At 71.7% G+C, this 14,885-nt stretch carries 13 protein-coding genes; 7 read left to right on the forward strand and 6 right to left on the reverse strand.

The window, feature by feature from the left end; translation table 11 throughout:
• Window positions 1–211: 211 nt before the first annotated feature.
• The gene (locus MYL53_RS08045) at window positions 212–841 is read right to left on the reverse strand and encodes a flavin reductase family protein (protein ID WP_247853110.1); all 630 of its coding nucleotides are present in this window, start codon (window positions 839–841) and stop codon (window positions 212–214) included.
• A gap of 99 nt (window positions 842–940) precedes the next feature.
• Here MYL53_RS08045 and MYL53_RS08050 point away from each other — a divergent pair, with 99 nt between their 5' ends.
• From MYL53_RS08050 to modC, 7 genes are all read left to right on the forward strand, one after another.
• A complete protein-coding gene (locus tag MYL53_RS08050) occupies window positions 941–1,468 on the forward strand; it encodes a retropepsin-like aspartic protease family protein (RefSeq protein ID WP_247853111.1) in 528 nt (175 codons plus the stop codon).
• A gap of 48 nt (window positions 1,469–1,516) precedes the next feature.
• A complete protein-coding gene (locus tag MYL53_RS08055; protein WP_247853537.1) occupies window positions 1,517–3,196 on the forward strand; it encodes a VRR-NUC domain-containing protein in 1,680 nt (559 codons plus the stop codon).
• 32 nt (window positions 3,197–3,228) lie between these two features.
• A complete protein-coding gene (locus MYL53_RS08060) occupies window positions 3,229–5,508 on the forward strand; it encodes an ATP-dependent DNA helicase (protein ID WP_247853113.1) in 2,280 nt (759 codons plus the stop codon).
• Window positions 5,509–5,548: 40 nt separating this feature from the next.
• On the forward strand, window positions 5,549–5,920 hold the full coding sequence (locus MYL53_RS08065) for a winged helix-turn-helix domain-containing protein (protein ID WP_247853115.1): 372 nt from the start codon (window positions 5,549–5,551) through the stop codon (window positions 5,918–5,920).
• 69 nt (window positions 5,921–5,989) lie between these two features.
• Entirely contained in the window at window positions 5,990–6,826 is an 837-nt protein-coding gene (modA, locus tag MYL53_RS08070; protein ID WP_247853117.1) for a molybdate ABC transporter substrate-binding protein, read from the forward strand.
• 3 nt (window positions 6,827–6,829) lie between these two features.
• Window positions 6,830–7,525 carry a molybdate ABC transporter permease subunit gene (gene modB, locus MYL53_RS08075; protein WP_247853118.1) on the forward strand — a complete coding sequence of 232 codons (696 nt, stop codon included), beginning with the start codon at window positions 6,830–6,832 and terminating at the stop codon, window positions 7,523–7,525.
• Window positions 7,526–7,773: 248 nt separating this feature from the next.
• Complete coding sequence (modC, locus tag MYL53_RS08080; protein WP_247853119.1) at window positions 7,774–8,916, forward strand: molybdenum ABC transporter ATP-binding protein; 1,143 nt, start codon at window positions 7,774–7,776, stop codon at window positions 8,914–8,916.
• Here the strand turns inward: modC and MYL53_RS08085 are convergent.
• The 5 genes from MYL53_RS08085 to MYL53_RS08105 form a co-directional block, all read right to left on the reverse strand.
• Window positions 8,913–10,106, reverse strand: a complete 1,194-nt coding sequence (locus tag MYL53_RS08085) for an amino acid deaminase (protein WP_247853121.1) — start codon at window positions 10,104–10,106, stop codon at window positions 8,913–8,915. The genes modC and MYL53_RS08085 overlap by 4 nt on opposite strands.
• On the reverse strand, window positions 10,103–11,944 hold the full coding sequence (locus MYL53_RS08090; RefSeq protein ID WP_247853122.1) for a monovalent cation:proton antiporter-2 (CPA2) family protein: 1,842 nt from the start codon (window positions 11,942–11,944) through the stop codon (window positions 10,103–10,105). Before MYL53_RS08090 ends, MYL53_RS08085 begins: the two co-directional genes overlap by 4 nt.
• Before the next feature lie 98 nt (window positions 11,945–12,042).
• On the reverse strand, window positions 12,043–12,276 hold the full coding sequence (locus MYL53_RS08095) for a DUF3565 domain-containing protein (RefSeq protein WP_247853123.1): 234 nt from the start codon (window positions 12,274–12,276) through the stop codon (window positions 12,043–12,045).
• Between the two features lies 1 nt (window position 12,277).
• A complete protein-coding gene (locus MYL53_RS08100; RefSeq protein ID WP_247853125.1) occupies window positions 12,278–12,682 on the reverse strand; it encodes an NUDIX hydrolase in 405 nt (134 codons plus the stop codon).
• A 71-nt stretch (window positions 12,683–12,753) separates the two neighbouring features.
• Entirely contained in the window at window positions 12,754–14,808 is a 2,055-nt protein-coding gene (locus MYL53_RS08105) for a TonB-dependent receptor family protein (RefSeq protein WP_247853126.1), read from the reverse strand.
• Between the last annotated feature and the right edge of the window lie 77 nt (window positions 14,809–14,885).

A 14,885-nucleotide genomic window follows, 5' to 3' on the forward strand; every position in this document is an offset into this window, starting at 1 on the left:
CAAGCTCGCGCGAGGGCGCTATGAACCCATCCCTGGGCGCTACTTTGGCCCTGTAGCACTCTCGCGTCCTGCTCCGCTTGCAGGACCGGTGCTGGCCATCCATGGCCAGCCCGTTCGGCGAGGGTCGCCTCACCCATGGCCAAAAAACCCTCGCTTAAGCTTGTCCCCGACATGGCTCACTGGGGCCATCTAGCGGGTATAAAACGCTATTTCAGGCGGGGCGTTCGAGGGCAAACAGGTCGGTGGTGCGGCTATAGTCCGAGCCGGCCATGCGGCCGATCGGGCGCAGCGTCTCGATATCCACGTGGCGGCCGTCCCAGACCTCGGGCGCGGCGTGCACCGCGACCACCTCGGCGAGCACCAGGTTGCCGGCCAGCGGGCTGTCGCCGAAGCGGATCACCTCGCGCAGCCGGCAGCCGAAGGCGATCGGCGACTCGGCGATGCGCGGCACCCTGAGCTCGCCCATCGGCGCCTTGGTCAGGCCGGCGTGGTCGAACTCGTCCGCGCCGCGGGGCAGGCTGGCGCTGGTGGCGTTGAGCGCCTCGGCCAGCGCCTCGCTGCCGACGTGGATCACGCATTCGCCGACCTCGTCGAGGTTGTGAAGGGTGTCCTTGGCCTGGCCCTCGCCGTTGAGCAGTGGCGAGAAGGCCAGCACCGGCGGAGTGACGCTCGCCACATTGAAGAACGAGAAGGGCGCCAGGTTGGCGCGCCCCTCGGCGTCGACGGTGGCGACCCAGGCGATGGGGCGCGGGGCGATGGCGCCGGAGAACAGCCGGTAGATCGTGCCGGCCTCGAGGGCCTCGGCGGAGAAAGTGTCGGAGGAAGGGGAGGCGTCGCTCATGATCGCTCCTTGAGGGTGAACGAAAGGCCTCATCCCAGCATGGGCGCCGGCGGGCGTCCAGTGTCATGATGGGCGCGCCGGACGAGGGGAGGGCGGTGAATGAGCGAACGGGGCGGTGGCGTGAAGCGTGCGGGGCTGGGCATGATGCTGGCCTTCTGGGCGCTGCTGATCGGGCTCGGCACCTGGTGGTTCCAGGGCTGGTTCGACGAGCGAGAGAACCCCAACGCCAATCTCGTCGAGTCGCTGGACGGCGGCCCGCTGACGCTCGCGCGCAACGCCAATGGCCATTTCGTGGCTACCGGGCGCCTCAACGGCGAGCCGGTGACCATGCTGCTCGACACCGGCGCCACCCAGGTGGCCGTGCCCGCCGACCTGGCCGAGCGCCTCGACCTGCCGCTGCGCGGCGCGGCCAGCTTCTCCACCGCCAACGGCCGGGTGCGCGGCCATCTGACGATCCTCGACGAGGTGCGTCTCGGCGGGCTGGTCGCGCGTGACGTCCGCGGCTCCGTCGTGCCGGGCCTCGAGGGCGACACGGTGCTGCTGGGCATGAGCTTCCTCGGTCGCTTCGAGCTGCAGATGCGTGGTGACACCCTGACCCTGCGGCTGCCCGAAAAGGACAAGGGCTGAGTGCCGACGGGGCTCACCGGCCGGCGCGAGGCTGATACCATGGCGTCCATGAACAGCATCACGTCCGCCGCCGCGTTCACGGCCTCTCTGGACGATCCCTTCTACTATCTGGCGAACTTCCAGTGCGTGCTGGACTGGGTGGCCGCGCGCCACGCGGACCTGCTCTCCGAGCCCGAGCGTGCCTTTCTCGCCGAGTTCCCGCGCCTGCCCCGAGCCTCTCGGGCGCTGCTGGTGCGGATGGTGATGCGCAAGGGCGAACACTTCCGCGTCTCGCGCCTGGCCTACGACGAGATTGGCGAGGCCGAGGCCGCGCTCGGCCCGCTGATCGAGGCCGGCTGGGTCGAGGCGGCCCCGCCGCTCACCCTCGACGAGCTGTTCCGCCAGCTGCGCCTGGCCGAACTCAAGCAAGCCTTTGCCGACGAGATCGCCGCGGCCGGCCTGCCGAAAAGCGTGGCCAAGGGCGTGCTGCACGCCGCCCTGGCCGAGCGCGGGCTCGAGTCTCGCAGTCTGGGCGACTGGTGGCCGGGGGCGCCGGATCGGGTGGTGCGCCTCACCCTGATGGACCTCTGCGACCGGCTCAGGCTGATGTTCTTCGGCAACCTGCGCCAGGACTGGGCGGAGTTCGTGCTCGCCGAGCTCGGCCTGCAGCGTTTCGAGAGCGTGCCCTTCGGCCCGGAGTCCCGCGCCTTCCGGCGCCGCGACGAGGTCGACGCCTACCTGGCCCTGCACCGGCTGCGCGAGCGCCTCGACGACGGCGAATGCCCGCTGGCGCTGGCCGCCGAGGTACCGGGCGCGCCGGACAACGCCTGGCTGGCCGCCCGTCGCGCGCGGCTGCTGCTCAAGCTGGGCCGCGAGGCCGAGCGGCGGGGCGAGGCCGAATCGGCCCTCGAGGCTTACGCCGCCGCCGGCCTCGGTGAGGCTCGGGTGCGTCGGCTGCGGCTGCTCGAGCGGCGCGGCGAGTTCGCGCTGGCCCATCGGCTGATCGACGCCGCCGACCCGGTGGACGAGGCCGAACGCCAGGCGCTGGCCCGGCTGCGCCCGCGGCTGTGCCGCAAGCTGGGCCTGCCGGCGCCGGCGCGTGAGATCGAGCCCGCGCCCGAGCGGCTCGACCTGGTGCTGGCCCCGTCTCCCGGCGGCGTGGAGCGGGCGGTGGCCGAGCACCTGGGCACGCTCGAGGCGCCGGTCTGCTTTGTGGAGAACACGCTGATCACCGGGCTGTTCGGCCTGCTGTGCTGGGAGGCGATCTTCGCGCCGCTGCCCGGCGCCTTCTTCCACCCCTTCCATTCGGGACCGGCCGATCTCAATCGCGAGGACTTCGTGGCCCGGCGCCGCGACCTGTTCGACGACTGCCTGGCCGAGCTCGATGACGGCCGCTACCGTGACACCGTCCGCGAGCGCTTCCGCGTCAAGTGGGGCCTGGCCTCGCCCTTCGTGCACTGGGGGGCGCTCGACGAGGCGCTGCTGGAGCGCGCTCTGGCCGCCATCCCGCCCGCGCACCTGCGCGCCCTGTTCGCGCGGCTGCTGGATGACCCGCGGGCCAATCGCGCCGGGCTGCCCGATCTGATCCAGTTCTTCCCCGACGCTCCCCCTGACGTGCCCGGCTATCGGCTGATCGAGGTGAAGGGCCCCGGCGACCGCCTGCAGGACAACCAGCGCCGCTGGCTGGCCTTCTTCCACGCCCATGACATCCCGGTGGCGGTCTGCCGCGTGCGCTGGGAGGCGTCTTGAGCGGAGCGGAGAGCGAGCCCGTGAGCGGGACCATGAATGAGGCAGTGAGCGAGCCTGGCCGCCGCGTCGCCGTGCGGGCGCTGTGCGAATTCACCGCCCGCGAGGGCGATCTGGACCACCGCTTCACCCCGGCGCCCAGCGCCCGGGAGGGCATCGAGGGCCATGCCCGGGTGCGTGAGCGGCGCGGCGAGGGCTACGAGGCCGAGGTGGCACTGTCCGCCGAGGTCGCCGGCCTGACCGTGAGCGGCCGTGCCGACGGCGTCGATCCCGCGGCCAATCGCCTGGAAGAGATCAAGACCCATCGCGGCAGCCTCGAGCGCATGGCCGCCAACCAGCGCGCCCTGCACTGGGCTCAGGCCGAGGCCTACGGGGCACTGCTGTGCGCCGAGCGTGGTCTCGCGTCGATCACCGTGGCGCTGGTCTACCTGGACATCGCCACCGGCCGCGAGACCGTGATGACCCGGGAGGCGAGCGCCTGCGAGCTGTGGACGCGCCTCGAGGCCCACGCCCGGGCCTATGCGGCCTGGGCCAATCAGGAGGCCGAGCACCGCGCGGCGCGGGACGCGGCCCTCGCCGCGCTGGCCTTTCCCCACGACGACTTCCGCCCCGGCCAGCGGACTCTGGCCGAGGACGCCTACCGCGCCGCCGCCACCGGCCGCTGCCTGCTGGCCGAGGCGCCCACCGGCATCGGCAAGACGCTCGGCACCCTCTATCCGCTGCTCGCCGCCATGCCGCGCCAGGGCCTCGACCGGCTGGCGTTTCTGACCATGAAGACCCCGGGGCGGCGGCTGGCGCTGGATGCCCTGACGGACCTGGGTGCCGACCGCGAGACCGAGCGGCTGCCGCTGCGGGTGCTCGAGCTGGTGGCACGGGACAAGGCCTGCGAGCATCCCGACCGCGCCTGCCACGGCGACTCCTGCCCGCTCGCCCAGGGCTTCTACGACCGGCTGCCGGCGGCGCGCCGCGACGCCGTGGCCCGGGGTTTCTGGGATCGCGCGTCGCTGCGCGAGCTGGCCCTCGAGCACGGCGTCTGCCCCTACTACCTGGGCCAGGAGCTGGCCCGCTGGGCCGACGTGCTGGTCGGCGACGTCAATCACTACTTCGACGACGGCGCGCTGATCCACGGCCTGGCCCAAACCGATGGCTCGCGGCTCGGCGTGCTGGTGGACGAGGCTCATAACCTGGTCGACCGGGCCCGCGGCATGTACAGCGCGGCGCTCGACCAGCGCCGGCTCAATCGGCTGCGCAAGGGTGCGCCGCCGGCGCTGTCGAGGCCGCTGTCGCGGCTCGCGCGGCGCTGGCAGGCCCTGCTGCGCGAGGTCGAGGAGCGCGAGTGGCAGGCGCTGGACGCGGTGCCGGGCGGGATGCTCGGCGCCCTGCAGCAGGCGGTGGCGGCGATCACCGACTACCTGGGCGAGCATCCCGCCGGCGGTGATCCCGCGCTGCAGGAGTTCCTGTTCGAGGCGCTGGCCTTCGCCCGCCGCGCCGAGACCTTCGGCGAGCATTCGCTGTGCGAGCTGGAGCGCCACGGCCGCGGCCGGGCCAGGATGGCGATCCGCAACCTGGTGCCGGCGGACTTCCTGGCGCCGCGCTTCCGCGTCGCCCGCTGCGCGGTGCTGTTCTCGGCGACGCTCAGCCCGCCGGGCTATCATCGCGACCTGCTGGGCCTGCCCGACGATACCGTGACTCGCCGCGTGCCCGCGCCCTTCGTCGCCGAGCAGCTCGAGGTGCGGCTGCGCCGCGACGTCTCGACCCGGCTGCGCGACCGCGAGGCGTCGCTTTCGCCCATCGTCGCCGAGCTGGCCGGCCAGTACCGGCGCCGTCCCGGCCACTACCTGGCCTTCTTCAGCAGCTTCGCCTACCTGGAGGCGGCGCTGGCACGCTTCCGCGAGGCCTGCCCGGAGATTCCGGTGCGCGCCCAGCGGCGCGGCATGACCGAAGAGGAGCGCGAGGCCTTCCTGGCCGGCTTCGTGCCCGGCGAGACCGGCATTGCCTTCGCGGTGCTCGGCGGCGCCTTCGCCGAGGGCATCGACCTGCCCGGCGAGCGGCTGGTGGGCGCCGTCGTGGCGAGCCTCGGCCTGCCGCCCTTCGACGCCTATCACGCGGCGCTGGAGGCGCGGCTCGAGGCGCGCTTCGGCCGCGGCTTCGACTACGCCTACCGGGTGCCCGGGATGATCAAGGTGGTGCAGGCCGCCGGGCGGGTGATCCGCGGTCCCGAGGATCGCGGCGTGGTGGTGCTGATGGACGACCGCTTCGCCCGCGCCGAGAATCGGGCCCTTCTTCCCGACTGGTGGCGCCCTGAGCCTCGCTAATGCTTTCTCCCTTCCGATCCTTGCCGACGAGGACACGCCGATGACCCGAACCCGCCATGAACGCCCCACCTTCCAGCTCAGGCTGGTCGCCGACCGCGACGTGGTGCTGGGGCCCGGCAAGGTCGATCTGCTGGCGGCGATCGCCCGGGAGGGCTCGATCACCGCGGCCAGCCGCGCGCTGAACATGAGCTACAAGAAGGCCTGGCAGCTGATCGAGACCATGAACCGCCACTTCCCGAACGAAGTGATCGCCACCAGCACCGGCGGCAGCACTCGCGGCGGGGCCGAGCTCACGCCGCTGGGCGAGGCGCTGCTGGCGCGCTACCGGGCGCTCGAGCGCCGCCTCGACCCCGAGGCCTGCGACGACGCCCGGGCGCTGCTCGCGCTGCTGGCGGGGGAGGCGCCGGTCTGATCGCGCTTGCCCGGGCGTTCATCGAACGCTAATGTTCCGTTGTTTCCAAAAAGACATAACGGGGGCTTCATGTCGCTGTTCATTGCTCGCCACCGCCACTCGCTGCGCGCCCTCGGCGCCGGCCTCGCCCTGGCGCTGGGCGTCGCCTTGCCGGCCCAGGCCGAGCCTGGCTCTCAACCCAAGGTGCGGATCTTCGCCGCCGCCTCGCTCACCGATGCCCTGAACAGCGCCATCGCGCGCTACGAGGAAGATCACGACGTCGACGTGGTGCCGGTCTATGCCTCCTCCTCCACGGCGGCGCGTCAGGTCGCCCGGGGGGCACCGGCCGACCTCTATTTCTCGGCCAACGAGCAGTGGATGGACTGGCTGGGCGAGCAGGGCATCACCCTGGGGAAGCGGGCCGATCTGCTGAACAATCGCCTGGCACTGATCGCCGCCGACGACGAGCCCGAGACCTTCACGCCCGGCGACGGCACGCCGCTGAGCACGCTGCTGGGTGACGGCGAGCGCCTGGCGGTGGGCGATCCCGCTCATGTGCCGGCCGGCATCTATGCCAGGCAGGCGCTCGAGTCCCTCGGCGAGTGGGGCGCGCTGGCCCCGCGCCTGGCCCGGGCCGACAACGTGCGCGCCGCCCTGGCGCTGGTCGAGCGTGGCGAAACGCCGCTCGGCATCGTCTATCGCACCGATGCGCTGGCCAGTGATCGGGTGCACGAGCTGGGCCTGTTCCCGGCCGACAGCCACCCGGCGATCCGCTACCCGGTGGCGCTGATCGATCCGCCGGCCGATGACGCCGCCGAGGCCTTCCGCGCCTGGCTGGGCGGCGACGAGGCCCGGGCCATCTTCACCCGCTTCGGTTTCGAAGCCGCCGGCGCCGAGCCGGCCGCCGAAGACGGCGCCGAGGGCTAGTCGATGCTGTCGCCGTTGGAGGTCGAGGCCATCCTGATCAGCCTGCGCGTGGCGGGCATCGCGGTGGCCTGGATCCTGGTGCCGGGCATCGCCCTGGCGTGGCTGATGGCGCGCCACGAGTTCCGCGGCAAGGCGCTGCTCGACGGCGTGCTGCACCTGCCGCTGGTGCTGCCGCCGGTGGTGGTCGGCTACCTGCTGCTGCTGTCGCTGGGCCGTCAGGGCTGGCTGGGCCAGTGGCTGAACGAGTGGTTCGCCGTGAGCCTGCCCTTCACCTGGCAGGGCGCGGCGGTGGCCGGCGGGGTGATGGCCTTCCCGCTGCTGGTGCGCGCCGTGCGCCTGTCGCTGGAGGCGGTGGACGTCGACCTGGAAGCCGCGGCCAGCACCCTGGGCGCCGGCCGCCTGCGGGTGCTGTTCACCATCACCCTGCCGCTGGCGCTGCCGGGGCTTCTGACCGGCACCGTGCTGGCCTTCGCCCGGGCGCTGTCGGAGTTCGGCGCCACCATCACCTTCGCCGCCAACATTCCCGGTGAGACCCGCACCCTGCCGCTGGCGCTCTATACGCTGATCCAGACCCCCGGCCAGGAGGGCGCGGCGGCGCGGCTGTGCGCGCTGTCGGTGGTCATCGCCATGGTCTCGCTAATGGCTTCGGAGTGGCTGGCCCGCCGGGCCCGTCGTCGGCTTCGCCAGCGGGATGGATGAAGGACAGCCTGCGCAGCGATGAGCCATTCCGGCGCCGAGTCGAGCGAGGGCGCTATGAACCCTTCCATGGGCGCTACTTTGGCCCTGCGGCGCTCTCGCGTCCGGCTTCGCTTGCAGGACCGGTGCTGGCCATCCATGGCCAGCCCGTTCGGCGAGGGTCGCCTCACCCATGGCCAAAAACCCCTCGCTCTGACTCGTCCCGGGCGCTCATCAAGGCCCGAATGGGTAAGGAGTCTTGAGAGGATGCCATGTCATATGTGACCGCCGCCCATGACGGCGCCGCCGACGCGCGCTCGGCCCTGACCCTGGACGTCGAGCAGCGCCTCGGCGAGTTCTCGCTGTCGGCGTCGCTGGCGCTGCCCGCCAGCGGCGTCACCGCGCTGTTCGGCCCCTCGGGCAGCGGCAAGACCAGCCTGCTCAGGATGATCGCCGGGCTCGATGCGCCGCACCGCGGGGCGATCCGCCTTGGCGACGAGACGCTGGTGGATACCGCGCGTGGCGTTCGGCTGCCGCCGCATCGGCGCCGCCTGGGCGTGGTATTTCAGGAGCCGCGGCTGTTTCCCCACTACCGGGTGCGCGGCAATCTTACCTACGGCATGCGTGACGCCGGGCACGAGCGCTTCGATGCCGTGGTCGAGCTGCTCGGCATCGGCGCGCTGCTGGAGCGTTTCCCGGCCACGCTGTCCGGCGGCGAGGCGCGCCGGGTGGCGATCGGCCGGGCGCTGCTCAGCGAGCCGCGGCTGTTGCTGATGGACGAGCCGCTGACCGGGCTCGACGGTGCCCGCAAGCAGGAGCTCTTGGACTACATCGCGCGGCTGGCCGGCGACATCGACATTCCCATCGTCTACGTCAGCCACGATCCCGACGAGCTGACCGCCATCGCCGACCATCTGGTGCTGCTCGAGCAGGGGCGGGTGGTCGCCGATGGCCCGCTGGAGGCGCTGCTGCAGCGTTTCGAGCTCACCGAGCGGCTGGGCGGCTTCGATGCCGCGACCCTGGTCACGGCGACGGTGGAGGAACACGACCCGCACTATGCGCTCAGCCGGCTGCGCCTGGCCGACGGTCAGTGGCTGACGCTGCCCGCGGTGGACGCCGCGCCCGGCACGCGGCTGCGGCTGCGCATCCCGGTGCGCGAGGTGGCGCTGGCCTTGGACGAACCCGGCGCCATCAGCTATCGCAATCGTCTTCGTGCGACGGTCGAGGAGATCGGCCCGTCACGACCGGGGCAGACTGCCGTGGAGCTGCGCCTGCGGCTCGGTGAGAAGGGGATCGACGAGCAGAGGCTGCGCGCGCGGCTGACCCGCAAGTCCCTCGACGAGATGGGGCTGAAGCCAGGCATGTCGGTTGTCGCCCTGGTGCGCAGCGTGGCCTTCGATACCCGACACTCCTAGAAACACGTCTCCCAGGTGTCGACGACGTTCAGGCCGTCGTCGACGAGGTGGATCAGTCGCCACTTGTCGAAGGTCAGGCAGGGGTGAGAGGCGCCGAAGGCGACCACGTCGCCTACGCGCACGTCGCCGGCATCTTCGGGCAGGGCGACGAAGGTGTGCTGATCCATCTGCCTGGTGACTTCCCAGCCCTCCACCGACAGCGGCGCCTCGACGCGGCCGTCTTCTCGATATCGCGCGAGCGGCTCGGGGAGGCGGTCGCCGCCGATGTCGCGCTTGCCCAGCGCCACGATGGCGAGCCCCGGCTCCGGAAGCGACTGCACCTGGGCATAGACCGCGAGCGCCGGGCGCAGGCCTTCGTGCAGGTCCGGACGGCGCGCCAGCACGCCGCGCTGGGCCTCGCGGTAGAGGCCATGGTCGTGCACCACGTAGCAGCCCGGGCGCAGCACCGGGGTGAAGCGGCCCTCGAGGCCGCCGTCGCGGAAGGCCCCGGCGATCAGGTCGTACCAGGCCGAGCCCGAGGCGGTGACGATCGGCGATGCGACGCCGAACAGCCCCTCGTCCGCCAGCCGGTGCAGGTTCTTCACCAGCCGCTCGCCGTAGGCACGCACGGCCGCGGCCGGATCGTCGCCGTGGACCACGCCTTCGTAGCCCTCCAGGCCGGCCAGCGTCAGCCCCGGCCGGGCGGCGATGTCGCGGGCCAGCTCGACGCCTTGCTTGTCGTCTCGGCAGCCGCATCGTCCGCCGACCACGCCCACCTCGATCAGCACCGGCAGCGTCAGGCCGGCCGCCTCGAAGAACTCGCCCAGCTCGGCCACGTTGTCGTGGCCGTCCACGGTCACGTAGAGCTCGGCGCCGGCGCGCATCAGCGCGACGGCGATCGCCATGTTGGCGCGGCCGACCAGCTGGTTGGCCAGCAGCAGCCGCGTGGCGCCCTCGGCGAAGGCGGCGCGGCACTGGGGCAGGGTGGCCAGCGTGATGCCCCAGGCGCCGGCCTCGAGCTGGCGGCGAAACAGCGCCGGGGTCATGGTGGTCTTGCCGTGGGGCGCCAGCCGCGCGCCGTGGCGCTCGGCGAAGGCCTGCATCCAGGCCAGGTTGTGGGCCAGCGGTGCCTCGTGGATGACGGCGGCGGGCAGGCTGACGTCGGCCAGCAGGTCGCGGCCGGTCTCCAGGGTGCCCTTGTGATGGGTCATGGGGTCTCCTGTCGCGTGTTGCCGCGCCGCTCCGGTGGACGCTCGGGCGCGGTGGTGGCGATGTCCTCGTCGGCCTCGAACAGCTCCTCGAGCTCTCGGGCGGCCTGCTGGATGGTCTGGATCTGCTCGCGCTTGTTGCCGAATACCTCCAGCTGGCGCTCCAGGGCGCGCTCGTCGTGGGGGCGGAAGGTCTCCACGGTGTGACTGGCCTGGTCGCGGGAGATGCCGACGCCGACCAGCACCTCGCGGGTTAGCTCCAGGCTCGCCGGCAGCAGCTCGCGGATGATGTAGGTGACCTCGGCGCGCATCAGCAGCTGGGCGTGGTAGCGATCCCGGGCCCTGGCGTAGACGCGCAGGTGCGGGAAGCGCCGCTTGACCCGCTGGACGATGCGCATCGAGGTCTCGATGTCGCCGATCGCCACCACCATCACCCGGGCCTTGTCGGCGCCGGCGGCCTCCAGCAGGTCGATGCGCGAGGCGTCGCCGAAGTAGATGTCGTTGCCGTAGCGGCGCACCACGTCGACGTGCTCGGCGTTGCTGTCGAGCACCGTGTAGGGAATCTTCAGCCCCTGCAGGATGCGGCCCATGATCTGCCCGAAGCGCCCGAAGCCGGCGATGATGATCTGCGGCCCGATGGGCGGCGGGCGGTCGTAGTCGCGGCGCGGCCTGTCGGCCTTGAGCAGCGGCCGGATCAGCCGCGCGTGGAGCAGGAACAGCACCGGCGTGGCGGCCATGGACAGCGACACCACCAGCACCAGCAGGCCGACCAGCGAGGCGTCGAGCAGGCCGGCGGCGCCCGCCGCGGTGAGCAGCACGAAGCCGAACTCGCCGCCCTGTGAGAGCAGCGCGCCGAGGTTCAGCGCGGTCTTCCAGTCGCGGCGGTAGAGCCGCGCGGCGAGGGTCATGGCGAGCCACTTGGCGGCCAGCAGGCCGGCGGCGAGGCCCAGCGCCAGGCCGGGCTTCTCCGCCAGCAGGCCGATCTGGGCGGTCATGCCCACCGCCATGAAGAACAGCCCCAGCAGCAGGCCGCGGAACGGCTCGATGTCGGCCTCGATGCTGTGGCGGTATTCGGAGTCGGCCAGCAGCACCCCGGCGATGAAGGCGCCGAGGGCCATCGACAGCCCGGCCAGTTCCATCAGCAGGGCGGCGCCGAACACCACCAGCAGCGCCGTGCCGGCGAACACCTCGCGGCTGCGGGTGCCGGCGGCGAAGCGGAACAGCGGGCGCAGCAGATAGCGGCCGCCGACGATCAGCCCGGCGAAGGCGCCCGCGGCGATCAGAACCTGGCTTGCCAGGTGCCACCAGTCACCGCCCAGCGAGGCGCCGCCGGCCAGCAGCGGAATGGCCGCCAGCACCGGAATGGCGGCGATGTCCTGGAACAGCAGCAGGGCGAAGGCGTAGCGGCCGTGGCGGCTGGAAAGCTCGCCGCGTTCGCCCAGCAGCTGCAGCACCAGCGGCGTGGAGCACAGCCCCAGGCTGAAGCCGACCACCAGCGCCGCGGCGGGCGGAAGGCCCGCCAGCAGCGCCAGGCCGGTGAGCAGCGCCGTGGTGACGGCCACCTGCAGGCTGCCGAAGTGGAACACCGCCTTGCGCATCAGCCGGAGGCGGGCCGGCTTGAGTTCCAGCCCGATCACGAACAGCAGGAACACGATGCCGACCTGGGAGAACTGCAGCACGGCGTCGGCGTCCGGCACCAGGCCCAGCGCCGAAGGGCCGATCACCACGCCGGCGACCAGATAGCCGAGCACCTCGCCGAGCCCCAGTCGCTTGACCAGCGGCACGATCAGCACCGCTGCAACGAGGAAGATCAGGACGTTGTAGAGCAGGGCGATGGCCACGTCGGGCTCCTTCGATGGCGGTTTGGTGGGGGCGGTTTCCTTTCTATCCTAACGCAGGCGCCCCGTTGGCAGGTCCGGCCACCGGCGTGTCGGGCGGCTCAGCGGCGGGATTCGGGCGGAGTATCGACCGGGGCATCGGACGGCTCGCCGCGGTCGCACTTCACGCAGGGCAGCGCCAGGCCCAGCCGCGAGCGGCGCCCGGCCTCGGTGGTTACCCAGGGGCGCTCGACCCAGGGCGGCTGGTGGCGCACGTGCTGATAGTGACCGCAGGCCAGCTCGGCGACCCAGTGGCCCTCGTCGTCGCGGTGATAGCCGACGATCGGCTGTTCCATCTCAGGCCTCGGTCAGGCCGGCGCGGGGCAGCACCTCGTCGCGGGTCAGCGGCGCCAGCGGCAGTGCCAGGGCCTCGACCGGCGTCACCCAGCGCAGCTCGGCGATCTCGGCGGCGGCCTTCAGCGGACCCGCGATCTCGGCGCGGAACAGGTGGGCGCGCAGCCCGTGGCCGGGCTCGTTGGCGGCGGGGGCGCTGAACTCGCCCAGCGGCTCGAGGCGCGTCGGCGGCTGGCCGAGCTCCTCCTCGAGCTCCCGGGCCAGGGCCTCGGCGGGCGACTCGTCGGGCTCGATCTTGCCACCGGCCTGCATGAAGGCCTCGGTGCCGCGCTTGCGCACCAGCAGCAGGCGGCCCTCGGCGTCCTCGATCAGGGCGGCGGCGATATGCAGGACGGGCGTGTCATTCATCGGGGCAGGCTCCTGGAAACGACGCGGGGCCGCCCCTTTAGGCGGCCCCGAGAGAGGCGGGAAGACGCGGCCTAGAACGCCAGCTCCACGCCGGCATAGACGCTGCGGTCCGGCGCTGTGGAGAAGTAGCGTCCGCGCTGATCGTTGATGACGATGTTGTCGAAATGCTCGCGATCGAACAGGTTCTGCACGCCCACGTAGGCCTTGAGCAGGGTGTCGCCGCCGAGCCGCCAGCCGTCGCCGGCGCGCAGGTTGGCCAACCAGACGTCGTCGACCTTCACGCTGTTGGCGTCGTCGGTGAACATCGAGCCCACGTAGCGGGTCTCCAGGGTGGCGAAGCGCTCCCCGAGGCCCTGCCAGGTCAGCTGGTTGATCCAGGTGCGCTCGGGCAGGCCCGGGATGCGGTTGTTGGCGAAGTCATTACCGTCGCCGTCCTCGTAGTCCTGGAACTCGTAGCGTGCCATTGTCAGGGCACTGTCGAGGCGCCAGTCCTCGGCGAACTGCCAGCCCAGGGCCACTTCCAGGCCGTCCTGGCGGCTGCGTCCGGCGTTGCGATAGAAGTCGCGTCCGGCGTCATCACGATAGGCGATCAGCGAGTCGCGCACGCGGGTCGAGAACAGCGCCACGTCGTAGTCGAGCCCGGCGTCGACGAAGGTGCCGCGCAGGCCGATCTCGCGGTTCCAGGCCTTCTGCGGCTCGATGTCCGGATTGAAGCCGCCGACACGGGCCGGGTTGGCGAACTCGGTGAAGGTCGGCGTCTCGTAGGCGGTGCCGGTCGAGAGGTAGGCCTGGTGGTTGGGCAGATAGCGATAGCTCAGCCCGGCGCTGCCGCTCCACTGGTCGAAATCGCGATCGCCGCCGTTGTCGCCGTCGCTGAGGTAGTGGTCGTCGATCTCGAACTTGGTGTGGTCGAAGCGGGTGCCGAGCGACAGCGTCCACCGGTCGGTCAGGTCCAGGTCGCCCTGGGCGAAGACGCCGACCGAACTGGCGGTCTGGGTCTCGTCGGCGACGCGGCCCTGGTGGTCGCCGTCGATGGTGACGTCGTCGCGGTAGCGCTCGTCTTCCTGGCGTGCCAGGTCGACGCCGGTCACGTAGCTCAGCGGCAGGCCGCCGACGGTCAGCGACTGGCGGTACTCGGCGCTGCCGCCGTAGTAGTCACGATCGTAGGCGACGAAGCTGTCGCCGGCATAGGCCAGCTGCTGCTCGAAGTCGCGCTGCAGGTAGAAGCCGCGCAGGGTCAGTTCGCCGGGACCGGCGGCCCGGTCCTGGTACTCCAGGCCGAGCAGCTGCTGGTCGACCGACTGTCCTGCATCGATGCGAGTCGGTGAATAGAAGTTGCTGTCGATCGTGCCTTCGCGGTCCTCGCCGACGGCCTCGGCGGTCAGGCCGCCCGGGTCCTCGGAGCGCGGATTGTCGAGCAGGTTGACGATAGCGGTGATCGAGCGGTCGGCGTCCAGCTCGCGCTTGAGCTTGGCGTTGAGCTGGTACTTCTCGACCTCGCTGTGATCGCGATAGCCGTCCATGCCCAGCGCCGAGACGCTGATATGGTGCGACCAGGGGCCCTCGACGCCACCGTCGCTGAGGGCCAGCTTGCGGTAGCCGTCGCTGCCGCCCTCGACGCGGAGCCTGGTGCCCGGATCGCTCTCGCCGTCGGCGGTGGTGACGTCGATCACGCCGCCGGCGGCGTTGCCGTACTGCACCGCCGCCGGGCCGCGGATGACCTCGATGCGCCGGGCGCTGTCCAGATCGATGGCATCGAGCTGGGCCTGGCCGTCGGGCAGGGTGTAGGGAATGCCGTCGACGCGCACCGTGATGCCGCGCACGCCCCAGGGCGTGCGGGCGCCGAAGCCGCGGATCGACACCCGCTCGCCCTGGACGAAGTTGGCGCGGTTCTGGAAGTAGACGCCGGGCACGGTGGCCAGCGCGTCGGCGAGGCGCGTGCGCTGCTGTCCCTGGGCGATCTGCTCGTCTTCCACCACGGACACGGCGGCGGGCGTGGCGTAGAGCTCACGCTCGAGCCGCGGGGCGCTGACCGTCAGCGGCTCGAGCGTGAGCTCGTCGGCCTGAGCGGCGGCGGGCAGCAGCAGCAGAGGCGTCATCAGGGGGGCGAGTGACCGTCGGGGCATGGGGCGTCGAATCTCCGAAGCGAAAAAACAGAATGTAATATTAACATTCTAATAGATTGCGAAGGAACAGTATGGCC

It is taken from the genome of Halomonas getboli (assembly GCF_023094245.1).
Lineage (GTDB): Bacteria > Pseudomonadota > Gammaproteobacteria > Pseudomonadales > Halomonadaceae > Halomonas > Halomonas getboli.

What these genes read in the sequence shown, in the direction of transcription:
- modA (WP_247853117.1), top strand. Translation starts at nt 5,990, where the DNA reads ATGTCGCTGTTCATTGCTCGCCACCGCCACTCGCTGCGCGCCCTCGGC.
- MYL53_RS08065 (WP_247853115.1), top strand. Translation starts at nt 5,549, where the DNA reads ATGACCCGAACCCGCCATGAACGCCCCACCTTCCAGCTCAGGCTGGTC.
- MYL53_RS08085 (WP_247853121.1), bottom strand. Translation starts at nt 10,106, where the DNA reads ATGACCCATCACAAGGGCACCCTGGAGACCGGCCGCGACCTGCTGGCC.
- MYL53_RS08060 (WP_247853113.1), top strand. Translation starts at nt 3,229, where the DNA reads ATGAATGAGGCAGTGAGCGAGCCTGGCCGCCGCGTCGCCGTGCGGGCG.
- MYL53_RS08050 (WP_247853111.1), top strand. Translation starts at nt 941, where the DNA reads ATGAGCGAACGGGGCGGTGGCGTGAAGCGTGCGGGGCTGGGCATGATG.
- modC (WP_247853119.1), top strand. Translation starts at nt 7,774, where the DNA reads ATGTCATATGTGACCGCCGCCCATGACGGCGCCGCCGACGCGCGCTCG.
- MYL53_RS08105 (WP_247853126.1), bottom strand. Translation starts at nt 14,808, where the DNA reads ATGCCCCGACGGTCACTCGCCCCCCTGATGACGCCTCTGCTGCTGCTG.
- MYL53_RS08100 (WP_247853125.1), bottom strand. Translation starts at nt 12,682, where the DNA reads ATGAATGACACGCCCGTCCTGCATATCGCCGCCGCCCTGATCGAGGAC.
- MYL53_RS08045 (WP_247853110.1), bottom strand. Translation starts at nt 841, where the DNA reads ATGAGCGACGCCTCCCCTTCCTCCGACACTTTCTCCGCCGAGGCCCTC.
- MYL53_RS08095 (WP_247853123.1), bottom strand. Translation starts at nt 12,276, where the DNA reads ATGGAACAGCCGATCGTCGGCTATCACCGCGACGACGAGGGCCACTGG.
- modB (WP_247853118.1), top strand. Translation starts at nt 6,830, where the DNA reads ATGCTGTCGCCGTTGGAGGTCGAGGCCATCCTGATCAGCCTGCGCGTG.
- MYL53_RS08055 (WP_247853537.1), top strand. Translation starts at nt 1,517, where the DNA reads ATGAACAGCATCACGTCCGCCGCCGCGTTCACGGCCTCTCTGGACGAT.